Consider the following 25,908-nt stretch of genomic DNA (forward strand, 5'->3'; position numbering starts at 1 on the left):
ACGACTTTATATTAACTTTACTAGTTATAAGCGCTAGTATGTAAACTGGATAGATATTAAGTTAACAGGGGCAATAATATGAAATTTAAAAAGATTCTAGCGGGTGTGTTACTAACAACATGCGCGCTAAGTGTATCTGCAAACTCTGCGTTTAAAGAGCCAAGCGACGCTATTGAATACCGTCAAAGTGCATTTTCTATGCTATCAGTTCAAATTGGCGATATGGGCGCAATGCTTAAGGGCAAGGTTCCATTTGATGCAGAACAATTCAAAATGCGTGCAAATAACGCAGCAGCGCTTTCAAAAATGCCTTGGGAAGCTTTCTACGCAGGAACAGACAAAGGCGATACATCGGCACTAGCTGCTGTTTGGTCTGAAAATACGGTATTTGTTGAAAAAGCCAATGCGTTTGCCGCAAACGCAGACAAACTTGCTCTAGCTGCCCAATCTGGCGACAAAGCGGTTATTGGTAAAGCCTTTGGTGCTTGGGCGAAAGGTTGTAAAGATTGCCACAAGCAATTTAAAGACTAATTAAAAACATAATAAAAACAAAAAAGGACTGAGTGTTAACACTCAGTCCTTTTTTATTGTTTAGCAAAAATTAGCTATCAACAGACACTTCTACACTTCTTCGTTTAAAAATACGTCGGTAAGTGTTTTTAAATAATGCCCCAATATCACCTAATATAATGTACAAACAAGGTACAAGAATAAGCGTAATTAAGGTTGCAAACATAACTGCAAATCCCAGCGCAACTGCCATAGGTATTACAAACTTAGCCTGTAGGCTAGTTTCAAACATAATAGGCAACACACCAGCAAACGTAGTGATTGAGGTGAGTAATATTGCTCTAAAACGCGCACAGCCGGCTTCAATTACGGCATTTTTAACACTAACACCTTGCTTACGTACCTGGTTTACATAGTCGGTCATAACCAAGGAGTCATTAATTACAACGCCCGCTGCAGCAATAAGACCAAAGCCAGACATTAAGCTCATATCCAAATCAAACCAGTAGTGCCCCCAAATAGCCCCCGTTAAGCTAAACGGAATAACCGACATTACAATAAGCGGTTGTGAATAGCTTTTTAGTGGTACAGCAAGCAGTATGTAAACTAGTATCATGCCTCCAATAAAAAACAACATTTGCTCATTGGCTTGCGCCTGTTGCTCCTCAATAGCACCACCAAGTTCTGATTTAACGCTTGGGTATTCTTCTTTAAGCTGTGGTAATAGGTTTTCTTTTACCTGTTTAACCACTTCGCCCGGCTCAATTTGCTCTTCATCAATACTGCCGTATACATAAACAGTTCGATAGCCACCTTCACGGCGAATGTAGCTAATACCGGGAGTTTCGGTTAGCTCAACCACATCACCCAATAACACTTCGCGCCCTGTTGGTGTAGTCACCACTGTATGTTTAAGTGATGAAAATGCTTCGCGTGTAAGTTTAGGGTAACGAACCATTACACGGACTTCTTCACCATTTCTAATTACGCGTTGTGCTTCGCCACCATAAAAACTGGCACCTACTTGATTAGCAATGCTGGCAAGATCTAACCCCAAATCAAATGCAACGGGTTTTAAACTCATTTGCACTTCTTTACTTGCTGGATCTATGGTTGAACTTATATCAAACAAGCCTTCTTGCTGCTGAAGTAATTGAATAAAACGACGCCCAGCTTCGTTTAATGTATCGATATCAGACCCAAATAGAAGGTAACCAAACTCGCCACCACCGTTGCCGCCACCGCCGCCTACGTCGTCTTGAATAGTTAACGATTTAACACCTGCAATATTAGGCATGGCTTCACGCCAACGGCGCGATAATTCAAACGCATCGAAAGGACGTAAGTCTTCATCAACTAATGGGGCTAATAATTGCGCCTCTGTGCGGCCTTGGTTAAACACGAGTAAATCGCGGATAATTTTTTGACCTGTTTGACGCTCTGTTTCTTTATCTACCTCAAGCACCATCGCTTCTATTTCACGGATAGCATTAATAGTTTGAATGTCGGATACGTTATCATTCATTTCAATATTAATTTGTGGGAAATCATGCGGTACTTTAGGTGAAGGAATAGTGCGCACCTGATTTGAAGCAATTAGTGCAAAAGTCACGACTAATAAAGCAATAAAACTAAATAAAACAGTCCAACGCCATTCAACACACTTAGAAACAAAACGTTTATATGGGCCGTTTACAAAACCAAAAAAGCGGGTATTAAATCTATCTCGCCAGCCACCTTTTTTAATAGGAGTAAAATGTGTATGTGCAATATGCGCAGGTAATATGAGTTTCGATTCAATTAAGCTAAATACCAAACACAACATAACAACAACAGCAATACCGTAAAAAAAGGCACTTTCAGGGCCGCTCGAAAGCGTAAACGGCGCAAATACAGCAATGGTAGTAAGTACACCAAATGTCGCTGGGGTCGCTACACGCTTTGCACCTCGTACAACGTTATCTACACCGCCGCCACTTTTTTCAACTTCACTGTATGCGGCTTCGCCTATGACAATGGCGTCATCCACCACAATCCCTAGCACCATGATAAACGCAAATAACGAAACGATATTTATGCTAATACCAAATAGTGGCATCACCATCATCGCGCCTAAAAAGCACACTGGTAAACCTATCATTACCCACAATGCCAACTTAAAGCGTAAGAATAACGACAACATAATTGCGACTAAAATCGCACCTTGAAGAAGGTTTAATTTCATCATATCTAAGCGAGCATTTAGGTAGTACGTCATATCCATTAAAGGCTCTATACGCACACCCGGTGGGAGCTCTTTATTCTTTTTATCAATATACGCTTTAACCGATTCAGCTACCGGAATAATATTTTGTGATTGCGTTGCTTTTACTGATAAATAAACGGCATTTTCACCATTAAACTTAAAATAACGTTCACCTTCAGTAAATTGATCTTTAATTGTGGCAATATCTTGCAGTAAAACTTTGGCACCATACTCGCCAATTTTTACCGGAATTTGTCTAAATTCTTCACCTGAATAAAATTGGTTTTCAACACGAACTGATATAACGCCCGCATCAGTTTTTAACTGACCTGCCGAAAAGTTAGCAGAGTAACGACGCACAGCATTCATAACATCTGAAATTGTTAAGTTGTACTGGCGTAATGTATCTGGGTCGATTTCAATCGCTATTTCATCAAGCGGTACATCATTGACCACAAGCGATACATTAGATAATTGCAGCAATTCATCTTCAATATTATTTGCTATCGGCTTAAGCTCAAATAAAGGCAAGTCTGCAACCAGTGTCATGCCTATTACATCTTGTCTAAATTCAATCTGACTTATGGTGACCGGTTCCATACCGGCTGGAAAAGTAGCAATACCGTCAACACGCAACTTTACTTTATCAAGCACATCGGTCAGTTCTGCGTCTGTATGAATTTCAAGACTTGCAGAGCCGCCGTTTCTAAATGCGCGATACACGCCTTTTTTTATTTCGGTAATATCTTTAAGTGATTCTTCAATTTTTATAAGAATACTTTCTTCAATTTCCTGAGGAGAGGCGCCTGGGTAATTAGCGTTTACGTTAATATAGTTAATTTCTATATTAGGAAACATTTGTCGCTGAATCGTTTTGTAGCTTAAAAAACCCATTACGATAATAAACAACATCATTAAGTTTGCAGCAACCGAGTTATTAGCAAAATAAGCTATTAACCCTGTTTGTTTTGTTTGTGTTGATTCACTCATTGTTATTACACCTTAAAGCTGTTGCGTATTTGAGGTGCTCACATCAGAGCTTTCAGGTGCCGGTTGGGCACCTGCTATTTTAACTTCCATTCCCTTTTGAGGATATTCTGGTAACGTAACCACCAGCTTATCGTCAGCTTTTAGGCCACTACTAATATAGAAGTACTCGCCTTCTTCTCGTATTACCGTTACCTTTCTTGGTTCAAGGGTTTGGTTTTCACCTACCACCCAAACGGTTTGGTTGTTAACAAGCGCTTGAGGTAAACGGTAGATATTATTTAATGTTGTACCAGCAAAATTAACCTGTACGTAACTGCCAAATTTAATTGCTGGCTGTTTATTTTTAAGGCCATACGGGTCTTCAATTCGCACCACTAAACTGCTCATACGTGTTGCGTTATCTACAATACCTAAATCGCGGTCAATAACGCCTTCACGAGTAAAGCTATTAAGGCCTTTTTGAATAACTGTTGCGGTAATCCCTTTAATACGTTCAGGCAAAAACACACTATCAAAGCCTGCAATAGGAATAATTACTTCAGCAGTTTCTATATTGTTTAGCTCAGCGACTTGCGAGCCCATTGTCACGTATTGGCCCACACCTACATTACGGCTCACAATAAGTGCATCGTAAGGTGCTTTAACATCACAGTTTTCTAAATCTCGCTGCGCACGTTTTAATGCTGCTTGCGCTGATTTAACATTTGCTTGCGCACTAAGTACTTGAGGCTTACGTAAAAATAAATCAGTACGCGCTTTACTTGGAAAGCGTTTTGCTTCGTCTTCAGCCACTTTTGCTTGCGCTTGTTCTTCAATTAAACCCGCTTGGGCACGAGCAAGTTCAGCTTCAGCCACAAGCACTGCAGCTTCGTAGTTATCTTTCTCAATCGAAAATAAGGTTTCACCACGTGCTACAACCCCACCGGCAACAAAGCTCGGATGCCAACTCAGTACCTCTCCCGATACCTGTGCAGACAGTTGTGTATTTTCCAGCGGCTTTACTTCGCCATAGCTGTTAATTACAACCTGATGGTCGTTAGCCGAAACCGGCTCAACTTGAACAGTAGGTCGCGTATCAACTAACGCTTTTTTTTCTTGTTCATTTGCAAGAGCGTTTATTGCTTTAAAACCAACAACTCCTATAGCAAGCGCAACAAATGGAAAAACCCATCTAAGTGAATTTGTTTGCATATCCTAATTACCCCAAATTTCTATTAACGCCATAATAACAGAGCTTAATTAAACAATTACGTGACATTTGTAAGCAACTGTTACAAATGTGCATTAATTATACTTCTCGTAATTAATTACTTAATTATAAATTAGATTATATAGCCATAAAATTATATTTTGTTACAAACTTTTACTATTTAAAATCAATACATTAAATAAAAAAGGTATTATTTCATCGATTTGTTGTACGAAACAAATTGAAATTACGTACAGTAAAAATAAATTAACAAACGAAAAGATGACATTATGAAACTAACCACCCTAACTCTTGCGCTCAGTATTGCTCTAAGCGGCCATGCTTTTGCCAATGACAAAAAAGACGAAAAAAAACCAAAAACATTAAGTGAAATGATCAAAGGTCAAACCGAATTTGCCGGTATATTTAACCTTTATCAGGACGAAAAAACGGGTAAGCACTTAATGGTCATTAACGAATCGCAGCTTGATACTCCTTTCGTTTATTTTGCTCATACAGTTGATGGGGTGACTGATGCTGGACACTTTCGTGGATCTTACCGTGAAACCAAACTCATTGAGTTTAGAAAGTACTTCGACCGTATCGATATTATAAGTAAAACACCTCGTTATAAATTTGACGAAAACAGTGCCATTTCAAAAGCCAGCAATGCAAACATTAGTGAAGCTGTGCTTGCGAGTATTAAAATAGAAAAAGAAGAAGACGGTAAAATTGCCTTTAACGTCAATAAGTTATTTTTAAGTGAAGCACTTCATAAAGTATCTCCTACTATAAATCCCGCAGATAAAAATGCGAAAAAACGTTTTAAAGTAGGCAAGCTAGACAGCAAAAAATCGCGCATTATTAAACAGCGTCCTTACCCTAATAATTTAGACGTTGTCGTAGATTACGTATTTACCAATGCAAGTCCAACCGTTCGTGGCTCTGGCGCAGTAAGTGACCCGCGTAGTGTTTCTGTGAAGGTTCAGCATTCATTTGTAGCACTCCCACAAAACAACTACCAACCTCGTTTAGACGATGCGCGCATTGGTTATTTCACAAACCAGTTTGATCAAATGACGTCAACTGATTGGACGCCTTACGAAGATGTTATTAAGCGCTGGGATTTACAAAAGAAAGACCCAAGCGCTGCACTTTCAGAGCCTGTAAAACCAATTACATGGTGGATAGAAAACACCACGCCAATAGAGTGGCGTGACACAATTAAAGACGCTGTACTTGCATGGAACAGCTCTTTTGAAAAAGCAGGCTTTAAAAATGCTTTAGAAGTAAAAATACAACCTGATGATGCCGACTGGGATGCAGGCGACATTAATTACAACGTACTGCGTTGGACCTCATCGCCTAAACCACCATTTGGTGGCTACGGGCCTGCACTTGCCAACCCGCTAACAGGCGAAATACTGGGCTCAGACATTATGCTTGAGTTTGTATTTATGAAAAATCGCTGGATTTACGACACCCTTTATACACAAGGCGCGATGAGCCACAGCAATAGTACACATACTGGTGAATTAAACTGCTCATTAGGTCATGAAATTCAACAAAACCTTATGCTTGCAAAAGGCTTAGCTGCTGGCGATAGCATTGAAGAAAACGAAATGATACGCCAAGGGTTAACACAGCTTATTCTGCATGAAGTAGGTCATACACTGGGCCTTAACCACAACATGAAATCATCTATTTTGTGGAATGAGAAAGAAGTGCACGATAAGAGTAAAACCCAAGGTATCGTAACAGGCTCAGTAATGGATTATGCACCGGCTAACATTGCGCCGATTGGCATGCAGCAAGGTGATATTTTTCAAACTAAACCAGGCCCATACGACGACTGGGCTATTAACTACGGATACAGCGTAGCGCTGGCTGATGAATCTGCCGAGCAAGCTCGCCTTAGTAAAATTCTTGCGCGTTCTAGTGAGCATGCTTTAGCATTTGGTAACGATGCAGATGATATGCGCGCGCCGGGCCGTCATATCGATCCCCGCGTAATGATTGGCGATTTGTCATCAAACCCAGCAGCGTATGGTGCAGACCGTATGGCACTTATTAATAAACTGTTTACTGAGCTTAAAGATAAAGCCACTGTTGAAGGTGATTCTTACCAGCAACTTGTTACCTCAGCTAATAGCTTATTTGGTCAGTACAGATCGCAGGCGGGTATTGTATCTCGCCAAATTGGTGGGGTTTATGTAGAGCGCGCCGTTGTAGGTGATACAAACGCCGACAAACCTTTCACCCCGGTGCCGCTTGAAAAACAAACTCAAGCTATGGAAATTCTAGCCGAGTACGTGTTTGCACCTGATGTGTTACAAAGCATGCAACCGCTTTATAACTTCATGCAGCAACAGCGCCGCGGGTTTAATCACTATGGTAAAAATGAAGACCCTAAACCTCACAAAATGATTTTGGGCATGCAAAAGTCTGTGCTTGCACAGCTGTTGCACCCAGCCGTTTTACTGCGTATTTCAGATACCGCTTTATACGGAAACGAATATAGCTTAAATCAATTTATGGGGGATTTAACTGCAAGTATTTTTGTTAAAGACGCTGAGGCCAGCTCAATCAGTCACAATTTACAAATTGAATATGTAAACCAACTGATTGCAATTGCAGGTTTAGGCAAACCAAGCAAATTCGATAACCTCGCTAAAACAGCCGCGCTTTATCAGTTAACCGAAATAGCGGATACAAGCCTGTCATGGGGCGCAGATACTGCAGCCAAAGCCCATAAAAAGTATATTGATCGCTTAATTGCAAAAGCACTAGAAGCGTAAATAGTTGTAACAAAAAAAGGCCACATTGATTGTGGCCTTTTTTATAAACTTAATTCCTATCACCATTAAAGGTAAATTGTGCCTTTTAAATACCTAACAGCATGGCCTGTTAAAGTTACCGTTGACTCCCCAACATCGCACAGTATATGACCACCTCGGCTAGATGCCTGATAGGCAGTTAATTGTGTCTTCTCTAACAGTTTTGCCCAATATGGAGCAAGCCCTGTATGAATAGAGCCCGTGACATAATCTTCATCGCCACCGCTGGCAGGCCAAAAATAACGAGAAACAAAATCGTATTCATCACTAGGCGCAGTGGCAACTACATCGTGTGGCGCTAGCGTTTTTAAGAGTGCCGAGTCGGTATTTAAGCTCTTTACTTGCTTAGCCGATTCATAAACAGCAAAGTAAGCTTGACGATTTTTAAGTACCTTAATAGGTTGTATAGACAAGCCATTTAACAGAGCCTGTGGCGGGTTTTTAACCTCTTGTGGTGCTTGTTTAGGGAATGTCATGGCGAAGCTGCCATCATTGTTTTTATTAACAATCAGCTCACCCACTGCATCAGCGATAAAGCGAATTTGCGATACATTATGTTCTTCACATAATACATACGCAGCAGCCAAAGTAGCATGGCCACAAAAGTCTATTTCCATTAAAGGTGAAAACCAACGAATAGCAAAACGCCCATCGGTTTGCCTACAGGTAAACGCAGTTTCAGATACGTTGTTTTCAGCGCCTATGTTTAGCATTAGGTCATCATCCAACCACGACTCAAGTGGGATAACAGCTGCATAATTGCCTTTAAATAAAGCGTGTGTAAACGCATCAATTTGGTGAATAGTTAATTGCATTAGTTTGCACTGGGTTATTTTTCATAAGTTAAAAATGCCACAATTAACTTAATTAAACACTACACTTTTTTATAATTAAGCCATTACTGGTCGCATTTTATAATATTGCATACAACCAAACTGCACGGCATTAGTCAGCAACAACATGATAAACATAAGTAAGTGTGAAGTACTTGGTGTGGTATTTGTTAACTCAACAACTAAGCCACAAATGCCCGCTATGAACTGCAAACTAAAATAACGAGCACTTAAGTTACTTACATCACCTGTGCGCAGCGTTTTGTAGGTTTGTGGCATTACGCGCACTGAGCTCATCACCAATCCTACATAAGTAAGTGCGTTGAGCACCCATGCGGTATCAAAGTTTGGACTTAATAACAGCGAAAACGGCATAAGCGAAAAGCCAAGCATAAGCACTAACTGAAGCCGTTCTTGCTTTGCGGCGTTGTAACGGGCAAAAAAGTACAATATCAAGCCGCTTAATACGCCTGTTACAAAAAAAGGTAAAGCAATAAAGTATCGCTCAAAATAAATGTTATACGTTATGAAATAGAGACTCTGTGCGACTCCAAATGTCATCATCAGCAAAGATAAACCAGAAACACTTCTGTTTTTTCTAATTTTATTTAGCAATGGTAAAAAGCTAAAAAGTAAAATAAATGAAGACAAAATAGGCAAATAGTGCGCCAAAACAACCTCGCTGTTACATAACGGTTACTTTAATTACTTAATAAAAACATTTATTAAACATCTGTTTTAAAAGGTTTTTACTGTGAGCGCGGCATTGTAGAGTGAAGTTAATTTAACTCAACTAAACAGCAAAAACCCTTTCAAGGAACTGGAAACTTATATTTACAAAATATGTTATGTAATGTGCACAGTTTATTAATTTCCCGAATACTTACTCAACCACTGTTAAATACAAATAACAATTGATATCATTTGTATATAAGTGAATTAGATAACGATAACCCATGAGAAAAACACTTTTCAAAATTCATAGCTGGATTGCTCTCATTGCAATTATTCCATTAATTGTAATAAGTATTACTGGCAGTGTGCTTGTATTTAAAAGCGAGATAGATGGCTTACTTATGCCCGAAAGTCATTTTGTGATTAGCACTCAACCTGAACGTTTGAATATGGATGAGTTAATTTCCATCACTCAGAACGCTTACCCTGAGTATGTCATTGGTAGCTGGGAAATTTTTAACGACGATACTGCTGATCGGGTTTACTTAATCGAGCGCGAGTCGCAAATTTGGTATAAATTTCATTTAAATCAATATACTGGTGATATTTTGTCAACTCCCGTGGGAACGAGCCATTATTTTACAGATTGGTTTTTAGAACTCCATTACACCTTTTTACTCAATGATTTAAAAAGCTTACCAGGCCAAACAGGCACCGTTTTGGGGTTCTTTTTTGCTTTATTTTTATTGGTGCTCGGAATAACCGGTCTCATTATTTACAGAAAATTTTGGCAACGCCTGTTTACCGTGCGTTGGCGCGCAACATTACAAATCGTATTAAGTGATATTCATAAAATGACTGGTGTTATTGGCTCACCTATTTTAATTGTTTTAGCTATAACCGGTGGTTATTTTAATGGTGCCGTTTGGTATCACGAAGTACTTGAACACGCTGAAGAAGAACATCATTCCCTAACCAAAAACCTGTATAGCAAAAATGTTTCCTTCCAAGATATTTTAGATGACAGCAAGCAACAAATAGCCACGTTCAACAGCACTTACTTGGTTATGCCATTAGAACCTGACGACAACATTACTGTATTTGGTGAAGTAAATTCTAATAACCCACTGGCAAGTGAATACGCTAATACCGTTTCGTATAACAAAATCACTGGTGAGCATATTGCTAATTGGGATATACGCCAAGTAGGTCTTGGCTGGAAAGTGCTAGACAGCTTTCGTAAGCTTCATTTTGGTTACTTTGCTGGCCTAATAAGTAAAATACTGTGGAGTTTTATAGGTCTAAGCCCACTATGGCTAAGCGCTACTGGCTTTTATTTATGGTTCACACGCCGCAAACGTAAAAAACAATCGCAAAAAAATCGTCATAATAAACAACGAACAATAACCGCTTGATTAAAAAGTCACCTCAATGTAATGTTAAAAATCACATTGAGGTGGCTTATGAAATCTATAGTATTAGTTACATTATTTTTGGTATTTCTAAGTGCATGTAAAAGCACTCCAACAACGCCTACAGTTGAGCAACCCCAGCTTACTGCGCTTATTAATCACACCCGCTTTAAACAAATAGACACTCCCACCGAGTTGAATATTTTTGAATTGCCAAACGCCGAAAAAAAACGCTTTTTAGCTTATGCCGACCAGCAGCAACTAAACGGTGTTAGAACCGATCGTATTATTTACAACTATTTAGAAAACCAACTTAGCGATTTTAGTTATCATGGTGACACATTAACTTCTTCGCAAACTCTGACTCGCGCACACGGCAACTGTATTAGTTTAGCGGTTCTTACACAAAGTTATGCAAATGCGCTGGGGCTAGAAACCAGCTTTCAAGAAGTTACTAGTGAACCTGTGTACGCAAAAGAAAGTGGAATGGTCTATGTAGCTAATCATTTCAGAACCATGGTATATGCACCAAAAGTTGAGAAAAAAGAGAACGTTATTCAAGTTTTTCGCCCAGGTACCCTGATTGATTATTTTCCTACACGCGGTAGTTTTTATTCTGGCAGCGCCAGCTACAACGACTTAGTTGCGAAGTTTTATGGCAACTTAGCAGCTAAAGCATTTGCTGAAGAAAATCTTAACGCTGCTTATTCTTTTATTTTACAAGCCAATAAATTTACCCCGAATGATGCTGAGCTTTTTAACATGGCGGGTATGTTACATCGCCGTGTGGGAGATTTAAAAAACGCAGAAGTAATTTACGAAACAGCAATAAACAATAATTTATCGAGCGTCAATTTAGTTAATAACTATCAACTATTAGCTAAACAACTTGGTAAAACTGTACTTGTAGAGCAACTAACCAGCCAATTAAATTACAAAGAAAGAGATCCTTATGAACTGCTTGCTCTAGCAAAAAACGAATTACAAACCGGTTATATTAATCGAGCAAAAGACCACTTAGAGCTCGCTTTATTTAAAGCCCCCTATATCTCTGAGTTGTACCTCGAGCTTGCTAAAGTTCGCTACCAGCAAGGTAAAACTGAGCGTTCAAAGCGACTTCTCAAAAAAGCAATTGAATACGAACGAGACGATAAAAAGTTAAACGTATATCAAGCCAAATTGTTGTCGTTGCAGTATAAAAATTAGGCTGAATTGAACTGTGGTTAATCGATTTACTACCCACAGTTCAACTAAGCTCATTAAATTTATTTAAAGCGAATAATAAAAGCTCAGCCATGCACGCATTTCATCATCAAAGCTGCTGCCCTCAACACGCGACACCCCCACATTAAATGTTAAATCGTTAACACCCGCAGGCCCCATGCCAAAGCTAAAGTCACCTTGATATTTTAAACCGTAACTTTGTGCATAAACGCTGTCATCTAATTGATGCTGAGTGTAATAAAGCCATGGCATACCTTCTTTATAAGTAACTCCGCCGCCATATCCTTGGTAACGCTCGGCAGTTGCACTATAAAAAGGCAGATCAGCAGCAAGCACAAATTCACTATTGTAGTGTTGGTTTATAAGATTGGAGTTAAACCCGCCTAGCGCAAGGCGTGCATCGTCTCGCTGCTTTTGTGTAAAGTTGATGTACAAAGGAGCGTTATACACCTTACCAAATATGCTCGCATCGAGATCATAACCTTGCCAATTGTTTTCACCTTTACCTTCGTACCAACGAGCATTAACACGTTGTCCTATAGCAAACGTTTGGCGGTCATATTGCCAACGTTGAGCAAAACCAACACGCGTCCAACGAGTATGGCTTTGTTTGTAATCGGTATAGTTATAAGCAAGCTCAGGGGTTAAGCTTAATTGGCCAAACTTAAGTGGATAGCTCATTGCTACAAACCCACCAAGAGCATCTATTTCGTTATTTAAATTGCTTTGGCTTAAAGCTTGATATTGGCGTGAGGTATCTAAGTTGTAGTCATACAAAGCGAGTTTAAACTTAACGTCAAGCGCATTGTATTTAGCGTTTACAAACCCGCCATGTAATGCATTATCGTTTAAGTCAATGCTATAACCGGCTTGCAGGTCTAGCTGCTTTAATAAATCACTGCTTTTAATACCCATACTTAATAAGCTGGTCGATGCAGAATAATACTGAGAACCCAACGCAAAGGTTGCATGCTGATCAAATATTGCATAATCGCGCTGTTCGCCAGCCTCTTGCGTGTATACTTTAGCCTCTGGCAATGTGTGCTCATTAACCATTAATAGCGGGGCTTTGCTATTAACAGCTAAATCGGTCACCGTGGTTTTTATACTGGTATTCGCTAGGCTTTTTACATCAGGGCCGTCGGCATTAATCGATAAATAAAGCAGCGTTTCATCTTGCATTTCAATGGGGTGAGCAACCGCTTCTTGCCCATGTGTTAAACGCTTTAGGTTATTACTGGCTATATGGTAATTATAAATATCAGTCGCTTTATTTAACCCCGCAACAAAATAGATTGATTCGCCATTGTCACTAAAGCTAGGCTGAGTTAAATATTGATACCCGTTTGGCATAGGTACAGGCTGGCTAATACCACCATCAACATCTTGTATATACATTTGCCAGTTTTCGTTTAAAGAAGCTGATAAATAAACTAATTTTTTATTATCGGGGCTAAGCGTGGGGTAATCGTATGCAGTATTTAAGCTTTTTTTGAACAACGGCGTTATGGTGCCGGTGCTGATATCAACTTTTACTAATTCAGAATAGCCATCACGTATTTGCTCTGCATACACTGCTTTACCGTCGCTTGTTGCATTAAAGCGTCTTAGCCCTGCAAACTCGGTTAGCTTTTCTACGTTGCCGGTTTCAATGTTATAGCTAAATATATCAGACACCCGATTATAAATGCCCGACTCTTCAGTACTATAAGCATTAAAATACAGTGTCGTGCTATTTACCCATTGAGGGTTGGCTATACCTGCCCGGTTTATTTGATTAAGTATTTGTTTTTGTTCACGCTTAAACACGCTAGGTGGCGTATCTGGTATATCGAGTGGGTCTTGCTTAATTAACTCATTTTGTGCCTTTTCAAAGCTCTCCATCGCTTTGGTGTTATCTTCGGTGCTATAAATAACGAGCTTAGTATTACGCTTGGCATCACGCTCTACTATTGCAAGCTTGCTGCCATCATGTGAAAGTGCTGGATTGCTTGCGTATAAATCAAGCTCTAGCCATAGCTCACTATCAAGTGGTTGCTCTCCTTGCTCTTGCTGCATGGCATTATACGTATATTCAGCAATAAAACGGCGATATAGCTTCGCTGCGCTTTGGCCAAACACACCTTCAAATGCTTCATCAAAATCACGCGACTTAACCGCCTGCATTCGGGTCCATACACTATCAAGTATTTGCTCAGAAAATGTTTGCTCTAGCCAATATAAAAACCGGCTGCCCATCAAATAGGCCATAGAGCCACCCATAAAGCCATTATCACTATTCAATTGCCCATAGGTTGGTAGCGCACCTTGTTGAGCAAATTCACGCAATATCGACTCAGAGTAATTATCAAATAAGCGCCCTCGTCCGGTCATTTTAGATTCAATTAACGTTGCATACCCTTCAGCAACCCAGCGCGGCGTATCACTGTAGGTTAAATCGTAAATATCCCACAAACCGCGCACTTTTTGCTGCCAGTGGTTGCGTGTAGGCTGGGCTAAATGCACTAAATGAATGTATTCATGCAACACCAGTAACTGCTGCCAACCAGAACTGTTTGAAATCACCGTGTCAGACTGCGGTGGGGTAGTAAAAAGTGCCATTACTGGGTTGCTTGATGTAGGCAAGGCAAACCCGTTCGCCGCATTTAAAGGGTCAAACACCACAACATCGACTATTTCATCGAGTGCACGATTTTGTTGTTCAAGCACTTTCATGCGAACAATTTCAAGTTCAACCGCGGTCGATTTAGCAAAATCAATATGCTCAATGCTGTAGTGCACATTAAAATGCTCGGTATGAATGGTTTGCCAATCCGCAGCGAACGCGGGGGCAGCGAGCAACAAAGCTGAGGCAATGAGTGACTTTTTCACAATAATCCCTTAAGTAGCATTTTCAATAATGCTTAGAGTATTATTAAACTCACTGAGTTTGCAGTAAAAAAGTGTAATAAAGCATGTGCAAATGTGTTTTCGCACATACTTTATTGTTTGCAGAAATTACATCCAACTACGAGTGTCTGACTCAGCCTGTTTAAGCGTAAAATCAATCACAAAATCAGCGTCTTGCTCTTTTATGTATGGCATAAACGCAAAGCCATGAGCAAGTTGTATATACAGGCTTTTCAATCCTGATCTTCGCATTAAATAGGTACTTTCGCTGCTAGCACTTTGTACTTTATAAAGTTCAAACACGCGGTAATGTACGCCAATCATGCCCTTACGCACAACCATGTAAAATCGGCCATCATCTTCATGTAAATAGTAACCATAACGTTGATACGACAAGGTAACCAAGCCTGCAAATACAGCAAGCACACCCACGCTGATAAAGTAATTAAACTCATTAAAATAACAAAACACAGCAACAAGTAGACTAGGTAACAATGCATACAAGACTAAGTTTTTATACCAAAGTGCTCGCTCTGCCTGCTTAAATGCCAGTGCGCTGTTGTTAAACCACGGGTAAATCCACTGGCATACGCTGTTTACTTGCTCGTTATTTAATACAGGTAAAACTAAGGTTTGTTTATTTTTTTTAGCGGCCATACCCGCCATTGCACCACCGCTACTCGCTTGCAAAAATTCAACGGTAAAGCGCTTAAGTAACCGGGCAATAATATTTTGCTTAATGACAATCGACTGCACTTTGTCTAAGCTCATAGATAACTGGTGGCGCTCTAATAAACCGGCAATTCGTTTAAACTTTTTACCTTTAAAATAAAGCTGATAATTATAAAAACGAATAAGCGACATTCCCACCGAAAGCAAAACAGCAATAAGTACCACAAGTACAAACATTGTGAATATAGCAAATAACGCTGCACTGGCTACAAGGCCAAGCTCTTGCTCGTAAAAGCCTTCTACTTTTGTGATTAATTGCTTTTCAAGCACATCGGCTACCACATTTATGAGTGGGGCAATGGCTGCTAGCGCTAAAATAGCCATGTTTGACATTAAACCAAACTTGGCTATTTCTTTGTTAGAAATAAACAAACTACTTTGCTCAGTAGCCTCTTCTGTTTCTACTTCGCTGTCTGGCTCAAGTTGCTGCTGGGCCTTGTAAGCAAATATTTGCTTTCGCATTTGCTCTGCGTAACCTTGGGTTACGCCCGGCAATACAGCTTCTTGAGCCGCGCTACCTGCCGCATCAAAAATACAATTAACCAGCGTTACTGGTTTAAAGTAAAAAGGCTCAGCAATATTTACATTTTGTACTCGCTCAAATTTAAGCGTTAAACGTTCTTTTTTAAAAACGCCTTTATTGAGTAGTATTTCGTTATCGCTTGAAATACAAAACCTAAAGTTTCTGTAATATAAAACCGAGTATAAAAGCAAAGTACTTACAGCTACTGCTGCTGCAATTTGCCCCCAGAATAGTTTGTTTTCTACTTGTGTAACAAATACAAAACCAAGCGGTAATAGGTTAAATATACCGTCGCGCACAAAACGCACACCAAAATGGACAACAAAATACAAAAGTGCCCAAGGCGATACTTTTTGCCACAATTGCGCCTGGCCAGCATCCGTTTGTGTGGTATGAGGTGTAAAGTCACTCATCGGCTGGTACAGCCTGAGTAGACGTTTGTTCTTGGCGGTAATCTTGAACAAACTGGCGCATATTTTTACAATCCGTGTGTGTAAGCCCGCTTACCTGCAAATCGGCACTCATACCACCGGCGCTATACAATTTTAAACTGGCTAAACCCAGCTTTCGCTCAATAGGGCCGCGGTGTATTTCAATGTGCTGCACGCGCGCTAGCGGTAAAATAGTAACCCGCTGCCAAATAATTCCTTTTTTAAACGCAATGTCGTGCTGACGCATAGCCACACCTTGCAATTTAATGCTCGCAACGCTGTAAAGCATAGAAGCGAGAATTAAAATAGGCATACCAATTAATAAATACGTTTGCGCGTTATTCGCAAAATTTTCGTTGAAGTAACAAATTGTGGCTAATATTGCGCTAAAAGGAATATAAAACACTAACCAGTTAAGTTGTGCATGCAGCAATGCTTTATCGGCAAGCGCTTTAAATTCAATGTTTTTATGCTGTGGTAAATCCGTTATTTGCTGATTGTTAAACACACTATTTCCTATACTGTTTTTATTATTTTATTCGTACACAAAGCCTAATTAGGCATATCTTATTATGCCCATTCTATAGATGTTACCAACGTGTGGCTTTGCTGTGGTGCAAGAGTAACAGCATCATCTAATACATTGGCGGCTTCTAGGCATAACATGGTTTTGTATTCATCGTCAGCAAAATTAGACAAGCGCTTTGATTTTTCAATCCACGGATTCCAAAGCACACACGAACTAGAGTTTGCTCGCCCAACTTTAATAACGCCTTCGGGCGTATTTATGTATTGAATAGGTGTGGCTTGGGTGTAAACCATATCGGTTTCACGTTCAAATCCAACAACCGCTTGTTGCGTAAAAGGTCCTTCAGCAAATTCAATATATTGCGCGCCTTGTAAGCCGTCAACGTGTGTATTAGTAATATCTGACGTTGGAAAATATGTATGCAACGCTTGTGTATAGCTAAACGCCGTATCGCCTAAGTTTGTTGTGGTTAATCTCACTTCAAGCGAATCACTTAAAACAAATTCCACCTTCAATGCCGACTGATGCGGCCAATATTCAGCGTTCACCAACTTCATGGGTAGTTTTAAGCTCACAGTAATACATTCCTCAGTTTCATTAACCTCATCAGCTTGCCACAAGCTGGTTCGGGCAAAACCGTGTGCGGGCCAACCACCGTTAGCGTGTGTCCCAAACCAAGGCCAACAAATAGGAATACCACCGCGAATACTCATGCCTTCTGAGAACGTTTCATTACCCGACACCCAAATAAGAGGTTGCTTACCTTTAGGTGTAAATTGCGTAATTTGGCCACCTTGCAAAAATATTTTTGCATCGCACAAATCACTTTCAATATTAATAAATTCAAGACCGGTCTCGGTGTGTTCAATGCTCACTGATGGCGATAATTTCATGCCTTTCCCTTTAATATTAATAATCACAACGTTCAATACTCTTACATATAACGTAAAGTATAAACCAAGCAAATAAGTTTTTGCTTATTCAGACAATCATTGTGAGCATATTGATAGTTGTATATCATGCACTTACTTAATCTATACTTTAACTAATTACACACTAAACGCATAAAATGAATTGTAAAAAAGCAATTTGAGCCGTGTATTTAATAGTTCAAACGTAGCTAAAATGCTTAACTAAGCACTCCCACCTATTAAAAAACCCTTAATTAAAGGGGTATTGCTTTAAGGTAAATTAGTTTCTACTCTAATTAATAAAAACGAGTAACAGCAGTAAAAAATTAAATTTTTAATTTGAATTCAATTTATTTGATGTGTAACATTTCGCGATTATGGCAAAGCATCGCTTTTCGACGAGATAAACACATGCAAAAATATGACGAGTTATTGGTATCTTTACGTAAAGTGATCCGAGCGATTGATTTACACTCAAAGCAACTTAATAAAACAGCCGGCTTAACTGGCCCACAACTGCTTATAATGCACGAAGTGTCTCAAACTGATGGCATCACTGCTAGCCGCATTGCGCAAAATGTAAATTTAAGCCCAGCGACCGTAACTAATATTCTCGACAGAATTGAAAGCAGAGATCTGGTCACACGCGTTCGAAGCCAAATGGATAAACGTCGAGTGAGCTTACACCTCACCGAAAAAGGGAAAGAATTACTACTTAAAGCCCCTCAACCATTACAAGAACACTTCATAGAAAAGTTTTCTGGTCTGGCTGAATGGGAGCAGTCTTTATTACTTTCATCTATGCAGCGTATTGCAGCCATGATGGATGCAGATAAATTAGATGCATCTCCTTTGCTTGAAGTGGGCGCACTTACACAAGCGCCTAAAGAATAAAAAACGAACAATAAAAAATATAATGGTTTTGTACTAAGCTCTTAACCCAAGGTGTTATTAATATCTTGGGTTTTTATTTTTAACCAAACGAAAAGAAGCAGCTAATATGACCAAACTCTCAAAATTATCGCTCGCATTTATTTTAGGTAGTGTTTCGAGTACTTCTTACGCCACCGATATCGACACGCTTCAAAGTCAATTAAAACAACTACAGCAGCAAATGAAGCTGCTTGAACAAAAACTAGTTGAAGAAAAATCTAAACAGCAAAAAATTAACGAAAAACACCAAGAGCAAGTTGCACTTATCGAGAAAAAAGCTGACCAAAACGTTGTGGTGGCAGAAGCTCCGAAAGAAAAAAGCAGCGGCATAAAGGTCGGCGGTGCTATTCGTACAAACTTTAGTTATGCATCGTATGATGACGATAACGAAGACCGCGGCGGCGACTTCGATTTTGACGTTTTTAGACTTAATTTTTCTGGTGATGTAGGCGACGTTATTCTTAACGCAGAAATTCGCTTTTTTGATTACATGACCGCAGTAAAATATGCTTATGCAGCGTACGATTTTGCAGACGATTGGCAAGTACAAGCAGGTATCACCAAAGTCCCCTTTGGTAACTGGCCTTATAATTCTCACAACTGGTTTTTTAACACCACCTATTACATCGGTTTAGAAGATGATCACGATTTAGGCATCATGTTTAAACGTAAAATTGCAGATAACTGGCAATTAGATCTCGGCTTTTTCAAAAACGATGAGCTTGGTGGCGTAGATGGCTACGTTGACAACCGCAGCGATCGCTATTCATACGATGTAGTTGGCGTAAGAGCTCCAGAAGACGGCATTTACGCAGAACCTGCAACCCAAATAGGCGAATACAATACGTTTTCGGGCCGTTACGGTTACCATTTTGAACATGACGGCGGCACAACCGAGTTAGGTTTTTCTGCGTTATCTGGCGGGTTACATGACGGTAATGACCGCGCAGGCGACTATTATGCATGGGCTATGCATCTAAATAGCAATATTGATGCATGGAACTTTCAACTTCAACATGGTGAATACAACTACGACATAGATAATATTGATCGTATGGCCGTAGGTGCTTACTCGTTTTACGACAGTATTGCCGCAGAAGCAACCATGACCAATGCAAACATCGCTTACAGTATGCCAGTTGAGTGGGGCCCAGTGACAGGCCTACAATTTTATAACGATTACGGGATTATCTACGATAAATCTGACAACAGCGCAGATACGTGGATGAACGTGACGGGTGTGTCTGTAGCCGCTGGCGGCTTGTTTACCTACTTTGATTTTGTACATGCTAAAAACCAACCTTTCGTTGGTGGATCGATTGCCGGTGACAGCAGCGAAACAGAAAAACGCTTTAATATAAACATTGGTTATTATTTTTAATAACTACTGTTTAGTCTACAAAAAAGGGCATACTGGGTATGTCCTTTTTTATTGGAATAGCGTTTTAGCTTTATAATACATGTAAAATTGGCCTACACTTTAAATTAGTCGCCACTCACTATAGCGTCGTCAATGAATATAAAATCGTCACTTATCTGTTATAAAAACGTAGGGTTAAAAATGCTAGGCTTAACCTTAGTGGCGCTAGGCATTGTAGGCATTATGCTTCCGGTCATGCCCACGACTATATTTTTTATTTTGGCGCTCACTTGTTTTACTCGTTCATCTCCTGCACTTGCAAATTGGTTACTTAATCATCCTCGCTATGGTGTTACCTTGCAGCAATGGCAAGCTCACAAAGTGGTACCAACCAAAGCTAAGTACTTTGCCGCTATTGGTATGCTTATTGGCTTTATACTTTTACTTAACTCAACAGCACCTAATTGGGTTGTATACCTTGTAGCAGCAATAGAAATTGCGGTTATGATTTACCTTATTTTAAGACCCTCACAACCCCCTCAGCACTAAACCTCGTTTAAACGCACTAACTAGCATAAAAATTATTTAGCCTGAATTCAGGTTATTTAAAATAATAATGTAAAGTTACGTAAGTAAATTTGTAATAAGTAATGCAAATCATTATCATGTAATAAATTTCATCACATTAAATTATTTATGCCGTTTATTAATAAGCGAGCTTTGTACAGTACAAGCCGTGCCCTACATATTTATATTTCTACCGCTTTGTTTTTTTTACTCATTCTATTTTGCGTTAGTGGCATTGTACTTAACCATGTTGACTGGCTTAAAAACGATAAAAGTAATGGGCACGTCACTGCAACTATTCCAGCTGAGCTTGTAACAAAGGCAAACTCGCAGCTAAATACATTACCTACGCTTTACCCAGAAATAGAAGCCTATTTAGCAACGCAGTACGCACTTACTAAAGTGAAAAGTATTGAGTGGGAAAAAGAAGATGCACTTGTCATGCTCGACTACCCCCTTCCGGCAGGTTTTGCTTACGCTGAGCTTGACTTTACAACTGGCGAGCTAAACCTCGATTACCAAACAGGCGGCTTTTTAAGCCTTATTGGCGATTTACATAAAGGTCGCTACACCGGTGAAGTATGGAGCTGGGTAATTGATACTTCAGCGGTATTAATGATTATCTTTGCCATTACCGGCATGATTATTTTGTTTCAAAACAGAAAAAAACGCTTAGCAGGTATATGGATAACCGTTTTAGGCATCGCAACGCCATTGGTTATTTATTTATGCTGGGTACCACAAATTAAAGGAGTGTCTTAATGTTAAAAGTTAGTACTGTATTTAGCGCAGCATTATTAATGGTTGCCGCACTATTTCAAACAACGGTTCAGGCACAAACGCCACAGCTAGAGATTGAACTCACCCTACCCGACCTTGACGTACAACCTTATCATCGACCGTACGTTGCTGTATGGCTAGAAACACCAGAGCGTAAACACGTAACAACGCTTGCACTTTGGGTTCAAAAAGCCGAATGGTTTAAAGACTTACGTCAATGGTGGCGTAAAGCAGGTAAAACCAATATTAACTTTGACGGTATAAGTGGCGCCACTAAGCGCGCTGGTACTTATACAATTGATTGGCAAGGTAAAGATTTAGACGGCAACGCCGTAGCACCTGGTAAATACCTTTTAAATATTGAAGTTGTTCGTGAAGAAGGAGGCCGTGATTACAAACGCCTCGAACTCGATTTAACAAAGCCAGGTAAAATTACCATCGATGGTAAAAAAGAGTTTTCAACCAGTTTTGTTACCGTAAACGCTAAGTAGTAGCTATTTATAATTCGAATTTAAAGGACAGAAAAATGAAAATTAATTTATTAAAAACAGCATTAATTGGCGCACTTAGCTTATCAGCGCTGGTATCTACATCAGCCAGCGCACATGGCCGTTGGTTATTACCATCACACACCTCACTTTCTGGCGATAAAGCGCATTATGTAATGATTGATGCGAGTATTTCTAACGAAATGTTTGCCCCCGATAAAGCCTTTAAGCCAAAAGAAAAAGACGCTCAATGGGACGACACATTACTCATGGCGCTTATGCCAAACGGCGAGCCGGTTAGCGACACTATTCGTGCTTATTACTTAAAACGCAAAAGCTCAGCCGCAGTTAGTTTAACTGAACAGGGCACCTACCACATTGCAATGACACAAAAGCCAATGTACATGACCTTTTATAAAGATGAAGAAGGTAAACGAAAACGTGTATTTGGCAAAAAAACAGACGCTAAATTACCTAGCAACGCTCAAGGCGTACGCACCACTAAAGTGATTTCAACGGTAGACACGTTTGTAAGCCGTAACGGTACATCTAAGCCTGCATTATTAGGTTTAGGCCTTGAACTAAGTGGCCCAACCCATCCAAACGATTTATTTGTAGGCGAGCAAGCGCGTTTTCAATTACTACAAGACGGCAAGCCTGCAGGCGAAGGTATTGAAGTAAATATTTTAAGAGGCGACACTCGCTACCGTAACGAACGTGGCGAAGTAAAAGTAACCACCGATAAAAACGGCTTCTTTACAACAATATGGAACGCACCGGGTATCTATTTAATTGAAACCGCCACCGAAGTTGATGTAAAGGAAGAAGGCGTAGACTCAGGTCGTTATGCTTTATTTACAACGCTTGAAGTAGCGCCTGAGTAATTATTTTGGCATTTATTTAAACGTATTTTTTAAGCCAAGTTTTTAACTTGGCTTTTTTATGCCTATCACTTTTTTCAATCTCTCTTTTACTTTTATTGATTTCTCAACCATTCGCCACAAGATTACAACAGTAACGATCTAACCGTCTGTAACGTACGTAAACAGTGGCCTTACTTATTAAAAACGTGAATAACATAGATGGTTTTTATCTTTGCACGTAGTTGAGCGCTTCTATATGATTCGCTCCTTTTTCAAACTCACCAAAACAACGACGTTCTTAAGGAACATAAATGACTTTTAAGCGTTTATCAGCCAATAAATTAGCACTTAGCCTGGCCGTAACCTCTGCTCTTGGCGGCTCTTTTGTTACAGCTAATGCAGCAGAGCAAGATACTCAGGCACAAGAGAATATCGAAGTAATCTCAGTAACAGGTACTCGCCGTAGTTTGCGAAGTATTGCTGAAAGCTCAGTGCCAGTAGATATTATTACTAGCAGCGACATGGCAAGCACAGGCCAACTTGAGATTAGCCAAGTTCTTGCCAGCCAAGTGCCTAGCTTTAACTTTCCAAGTGCCACTTTAGGTGATGGAACAGACCATGCAAAACCTGCTGTACTGCGCGGCTTAGCGCCCGATCACACTTTAGTGCTTATCAATGGTAAACGCCGTCACTCTGGCGCGCTTTTAAACTTAGCGGGTGTTGTAGGCAGAGGCTCTACTGCGGTAGATTTAAACATGATCCCTACATCAGCCATTAAGCGCGTAGAAGTACTTCGCGATGGCGCTGCAGCGCAATACGGCTCTGATGCCATTGCTGGGGTGATTAATATTGTTTTAAAGGATGCCTCTGAAGGCGGCAGTGTAAGCGTAACCTATGGTGAATACGATACACAAATGGCGGGCGCACCGAACTTAGAAAGCACCTACGCAGATGCAAACGGTGATCTTGCATTTAACCTAGGTGATGACCGCGAAATTAGCGATGGCGCCACACGCACAATTAGCGCTAACTCTGGATTTGCATTATCAGACAGCGGCTTTGTAAACGTATCGATTGAATACCGCGATAACAACCCAACACAACGCTCTGGTTTTGACCCTCGCGAGCAATATAGCCGCCTTGACGATGGCAGCCTAGACCCGCGCGAATTTACTATTAAACGTTACAACCATCGTTTTGGTAAAGCTGACCTTGAAGATTACGCTTTATTTTACAATATGGGTTACGAGCTAGATAACAGCCTTAACCTGTATTCATTTGGTAGCTACTCAAAACGAGAAGGTAACTCAGGTGGCTTTTACCGCCGTGCGCAAGACAGCCGTAACGTATTAGCACTTTACCCAGATGGCTTTTTACCGCAAATTGAAACCGATGTTGAAGACTACTCATTTGCCCTAGGTCTAGAAGGTGAAACAGGCGACTGGACATGGGATGTAAGTACCAACTATGGCCGCAACGACTTTGCATTGGGCGTTGTAAATAGCTTAAATACGTCTTTGGGTGCCACCAGCCCCACCGAATTTGATAACGGCGCACTAGTTTATGACCAATTTATAGTCAATGGTGATGCCAGCACAACCCTTGATTTAGGATTACCTGACGACGTATTTTTTACTCTAGGTGCTGAATACCGCCACGAAAGCTATAAAATAGAACAAGGTGAAGAAGCCTCTTACATTACTGCACTTGATAGCAATGGCAACCCAATTGCTGCCGGTGGCGCGCAGGTACTTTCGGGTTTTGGTCCAGAAAGCGTAACCGATGAAAGCCGCCATAACGTTGCACTATTTGTTGAGTTTGACACCTACCTAAGCGAAAACTGGAACATGGTTTTAGCAAGCCGCTACGAAGATTACAGCGACTTTGGCAACACCTTTACCTCAAAACTTGCAACACGTTACAGCGTAAACGAAAATTTATCGCTACGTGGGGCAATTAGCACAGGTTTCCGTGCACCATCGCTTGCACAAAGCTCGTATCGCCAAATTTCAACCGTACTTGAAAACAACCAAGCGTTTGAAGTAGGCCTATTCCCAACAGATGCACCCGCAGCGCAAGCCCTTGGCGCAAAACAGTTAGACGCTGAAGACTCAGTTAACTTAACTGCTGGTTTTGTTTACACCCAAGGTAACTTTAGCTTAACGGTTGATGCCTACCGTATTGATATTGATGACCGTATTGTACTCTCGGAAAACTTAAGCGGTGCCGCAGTACAGCAAATTTTAGCGGATGCTGGTGAGTTAAATACCGAAAGCGTACGCTACTTTACTAACGCAATCGACTCGCGCACGCAAGGCGTAGACATTGTTGCAACTTACCTACTTCAGTTAGATAACTTTGGCGATGTGCGCTTAAACGCAGCGGCTAACTTTAACGACACCGAAGTGACACACGTTGACGATAATCCTGAACAACTAAACTCTTTAGGTGACGACTACGTTGTATTTGCACGCCGTGAAGTAGGTCGTTTTGAAGAAGGCACACCAGACAACAAACTGAATCTGTCGGCCGTGTGGAACTTTAACGAATGGCAAACAACGTTGCGTGCAACACGTTACGGTGAAGTTGCTGATATTTCCACAACAAGCGATCGCGATGAATACCTAGACGCTAAATGGATAACCGATTTAGAAGTGGCATATCGTCCTAATGACGAATGGAAATTTGCACTGGGTGCCAATAACTTATTTGACCAATACCCGCAAGCTACGGTCGATAACATTGGTTACTCTACCTTTAGCCAAATATTCCCGTACACACCCTATACACCGTACAGTTTAGATGGCCGCTTTTTATACGGTAACATTACTTATAGCTTTTAATTTGTATAATTAAAACCAGTCGTTAAAACAAAAAGGATGCGCTATGCATCCTTTTTATTAATAGTTAGTAATTTTAACCACTAATTAGTCTTTTAATTTTTAGCAAAAAACCAAATTCATTATAAAACAAACACTTAAATTTAG

At 40.2% G+C, this 25,908-nt stretch carries 19 protein-coding genes; 11 read left to right on the plus strand and 8 right to left on the minus strand.

Annotated features, from left to right (window positions below; translation table 11 throughout):
• Window positions 1-78 precede the first annotated feature (78 nt).
• Window positions 79-531 carry a cytochrome c gene (locus PS1M3_RS16245; RefSeq protein ID WP_203985464.1) on the plus strand — a complete coding sequence of 151 codons (453 nt, stop codon included), beginning with the start codon at window positions 79-81 and terminating at the stop codon, window positions 529-531.
• Window positions 532-601: 70 nt separating this feature from the next.
• Here PS1M3_RS16245 and PS1M3_RS16250 read toward each other — a convergent pair whose 3' ends face one another.
• The gene (locus PS1M3_RS16250; RefSeq protein ID WP_203985466.1) at window positions 602-3,745 is read right to left on the minus strand and encodes an efflux RND transporter permease subunit; all 3,144 of its coding nucleotides are present in this window, start codon (window positions 3,743-3,745) and stop codon (window positions 602-604) included.
• A gap of 12 nt (window positions 3,746-3,757) precedes the next feature.
• Window positions 3,758-4,936, minus strand: a complete 1,179-nt coding sequence (locus tag PS1M3_RS16255; RefSeq protein WP_006792503.1) for an efflux RND transporter periplasmic adaptor subunit — start codon at window positions 4,934-4,936, stop codon at window positions 3,758-3,760.
• 288 nt (window positions 4,937-5,224) lie between these two features.
• Here PS1M3_RS16255 and PS1M3_RS16260 point away from each other — a divergent pair, with 288 nt between their 5' ends.
• Complete coding sequence (locus PS1M3_RS16260; RefSeq protein WP_203985469.1) at window positions 5,225-7,732, plus strand: zinc-dependent metalloprotease; 2,508 nt, start codon at window positions 5,225-5,227, stop codon at window positions 7,730-7,732.
• Window positions 7,733-7,797: 65 nt separating this feature from the next.
• Here PS1M3_RS16260 and PS1M3_RS16265 read toward each other — a convergent pair whose 3' ends face one another.
• Both PS1M3_RS16265 and PS1M3_RS16270 read right to left on the minus strand, forming a co-directional pair.
• On the minus strand, window positions 7,798-8,586 hold the full coding sequence (locus PS1M3_RS16265; protein ID WP_203985471.1) for a PhzF family phenazine biosynthesis protein: 789 nt from the start codon (window positions 8,584-8,586) through the stop codon (window positions 7,798-7,800).
• Window positions 8,587-8,661: 75 nt separating this feature from the next.
• On the minus strand, window positions 8,662-9,276 hold the full coding sequence (locus tag PS1M3_RS16270) for a SemiSWEET family transporter (protein ID WP_008126909.1): 615 nt from the start codon (window positions 9,274-9,276) through the stop codon (window positions 8,662-8,664).
• Window positions 9,277-9,560: 284 nt separating this feature from the next.
• Here PS1M3_RS16270 and PS1M3_RS16275 point away from each other — a divergent pair, with 284 nt between their 5' ends.
• Entirely contained in the window at window positions 9,561-10,694 is a 1,134-nt protein-coding gene (locus tag PS1M3_RS16275) for a PepSY domain-containing protein (RefSeq protein ID WP_008126907.1), read from the plus strand.
• Window positions 10,695-10,742: 48 nt separating this feature from the next.
• A complete protein-coding gene (locus tag PS1M3_RS16280; protein WP_203985473.1) occupies window positions 10,743-11,897 on the plus strand; it encodes a lipopolysaccharide assembly protein LapB in 1,155 nt (384 codons plus the stop codon).
• A gap of 63 nt (window positions 11,898-11,960) precedes the next feature.
• Here PS1M3_RS16280 and PS1M3_RS16285 read toward each other — a convergent pair whose 3' ends face one another.
• The 4 genes from PS1M3_RS16285 to PS1M3_RS16300 all read right to left on the minus strand — a co-directional run bounded on the left by PS1M3_RS16285 (window position 11,961) and on the right by PS1M3_RS16300 (window position 17,912).
• Complete coding sequence (locus tag PS1M3_RS16285; RefSeq protein WP_203985475.1) at window positions 11,961-14,786, minus strand: PD40 domain-containing protein; 2,826 nt, start codon at window positions 14,784-14,786, stop codon at window positions 11,961-11,963.
• Window positions 14,787-14,912: 126 nt separating this feature from the next.
• Window positions 14,913-16,472, minus strand: a complete 1,560-nt coding sequence (locus PS1M3_RS16290) for a PH domain-containing protein (RefSeq protein WP_203985490.1) — start codon at window positions 16,470-16,472, stop codon at window positions 14,913-14,915.
• On the minus strand, window positions 16,465-16,998 hold the full coding sequence (locus PS1M3_RS16295) for a PH domain-containing protein (RefSeq protein ID WP_203985493.1): 534 nt from the start codon (window positions 16,996-16,998) through the stop codon (window positions 16,465-16,467). The genes PS1M3_RS16290 and PS1M3_RS16295 overlap by 8 nt, the downstream gene beginning before the upstream one ends.
• Window positions 16,999-17,060: 62 nt before the next feature.
• Window positions 17,061-17,912, minus strand: a complete 852-nt coding sequence (locus tag PS1M3_RS16300) for a D-hexose-6-phosphate mutarotase (protein ID WP_203985496.1) — start codon at window positions 17,910-17,912, stop codon at window positions 17,061-17,063.
• 429 nt (window positions 17,913-18,341) lie between these two features.
• Between PS1M3_RS16300 and PS1M3_RS16305 the strand changes: the two genes are divergently transcribed.
• The 7 genes from PS1M3_RS16305 (at window position 18,342) to PS1M3_RS16335 (ending at window position 25,764) form a co-directional block, all read left to right on the plus strand.
• Window positions 18,342-18,824: a MarR family winged helix-turn-helix transcriptional regulator gene (locus tag PS1M3_RS16305; protein WP_008131907.1), complete on the plus strand. Its 483-nt coding sequence runs from the start codon at window positions 18,342-18,344 to the stop codon at window positions 18,822-18,824.
• A gap of 106 nt (window positions 18,825-18,930) precedes the next feature.
• Window positions 18,931-20,244 carry a porin gene (locus tag PS1M3_RS16310; protein ID WP_039038176.1) on the plus strand — a complete coding sequence of 438 codons (1,314 nt, stop codon included), beginning with the start codon at window positions 18,931-18,933 and terminating at the stop codon, window positions 20,242-20,244.
• Between the two features lie 132 nt (window positions 20,245-20,376).
• Complete coding sequence (locus PS1M3_RS16315; RefSeq protein ID WP_203985499.1) at window positions 20,377-20,772, plus strand: YbaN family protein; 396 nt, start codon at window positions 20,377-20,379, stop codon at window positions 20,770-20,772.
• Between the two features lie 147 nt (window positions 20,773-20,919).
• Window positions 20,920-21,552 carry a PepSY-associated TM helix domain-containing protein gene (locus tag PS1M3_RS16320; protein ID WP_203985504.1) on the plus strand — a complete coding sequence of 211 codons (633 nt, stop codon included), beginning with the start codon at window positions 20,920-20,922 and terminating at the stop codon, window positions 21,550-21,552.
• The gene (locus tag PS1M3_RS16325) at window positions 21,552-22,061 is read left to right on the plus strand and encodes a DUF2271 domain-containing protein (protein ID WP_006792520.1); all 510 of its coding nucleotides are present in this window, start codon (window positions 21,552-21,554) and stop codon (window positions 22,059-22,061) included. The genes PS1M3_RS16320 and PS1M3_RS16325 overlap by 1 nt, the downstream gene beginning before the upstream one ends.
• 35 nt (window positions 22,062-22,096) lie before the next feature.
• Entirely contained in the window at window positions 22,097-22,942 is an 846-nt protein-coding gene (locus PS1M3_RS16330; protein WP_138739943.1) for a DUF4198 domain-containing protein, read from the plus strand.
• Window positions 22,943-23,232: 290 nt separating this feature from the next.
• Window positions 23,233-25,764: a TonB-dependent siderophore receptor gene (locus PS1M3_RS16335; protein ID WP_203985508.1), complete on the plus strand. Its 2,532-nt coding sequence runs from the start codon at window positions 23,233-23,235 to the stop codon at window positions 25,762-25,764.
• Window positions 25,765-25,908 lie beyond the last annotated feature (144 nt).

It is taken from the genome of Pseudoalteromonas sp. PS1M3 (genome assembly GCF_016865405.1).
Taxonomy (GTDB): domain Bacteria; phylum Pseudomonadota; class Gammaproteobacteria; order Enterobacterales; family Alteromonadaceae; genus Pseudoalteromonas; species Pseudoalteromonas marina.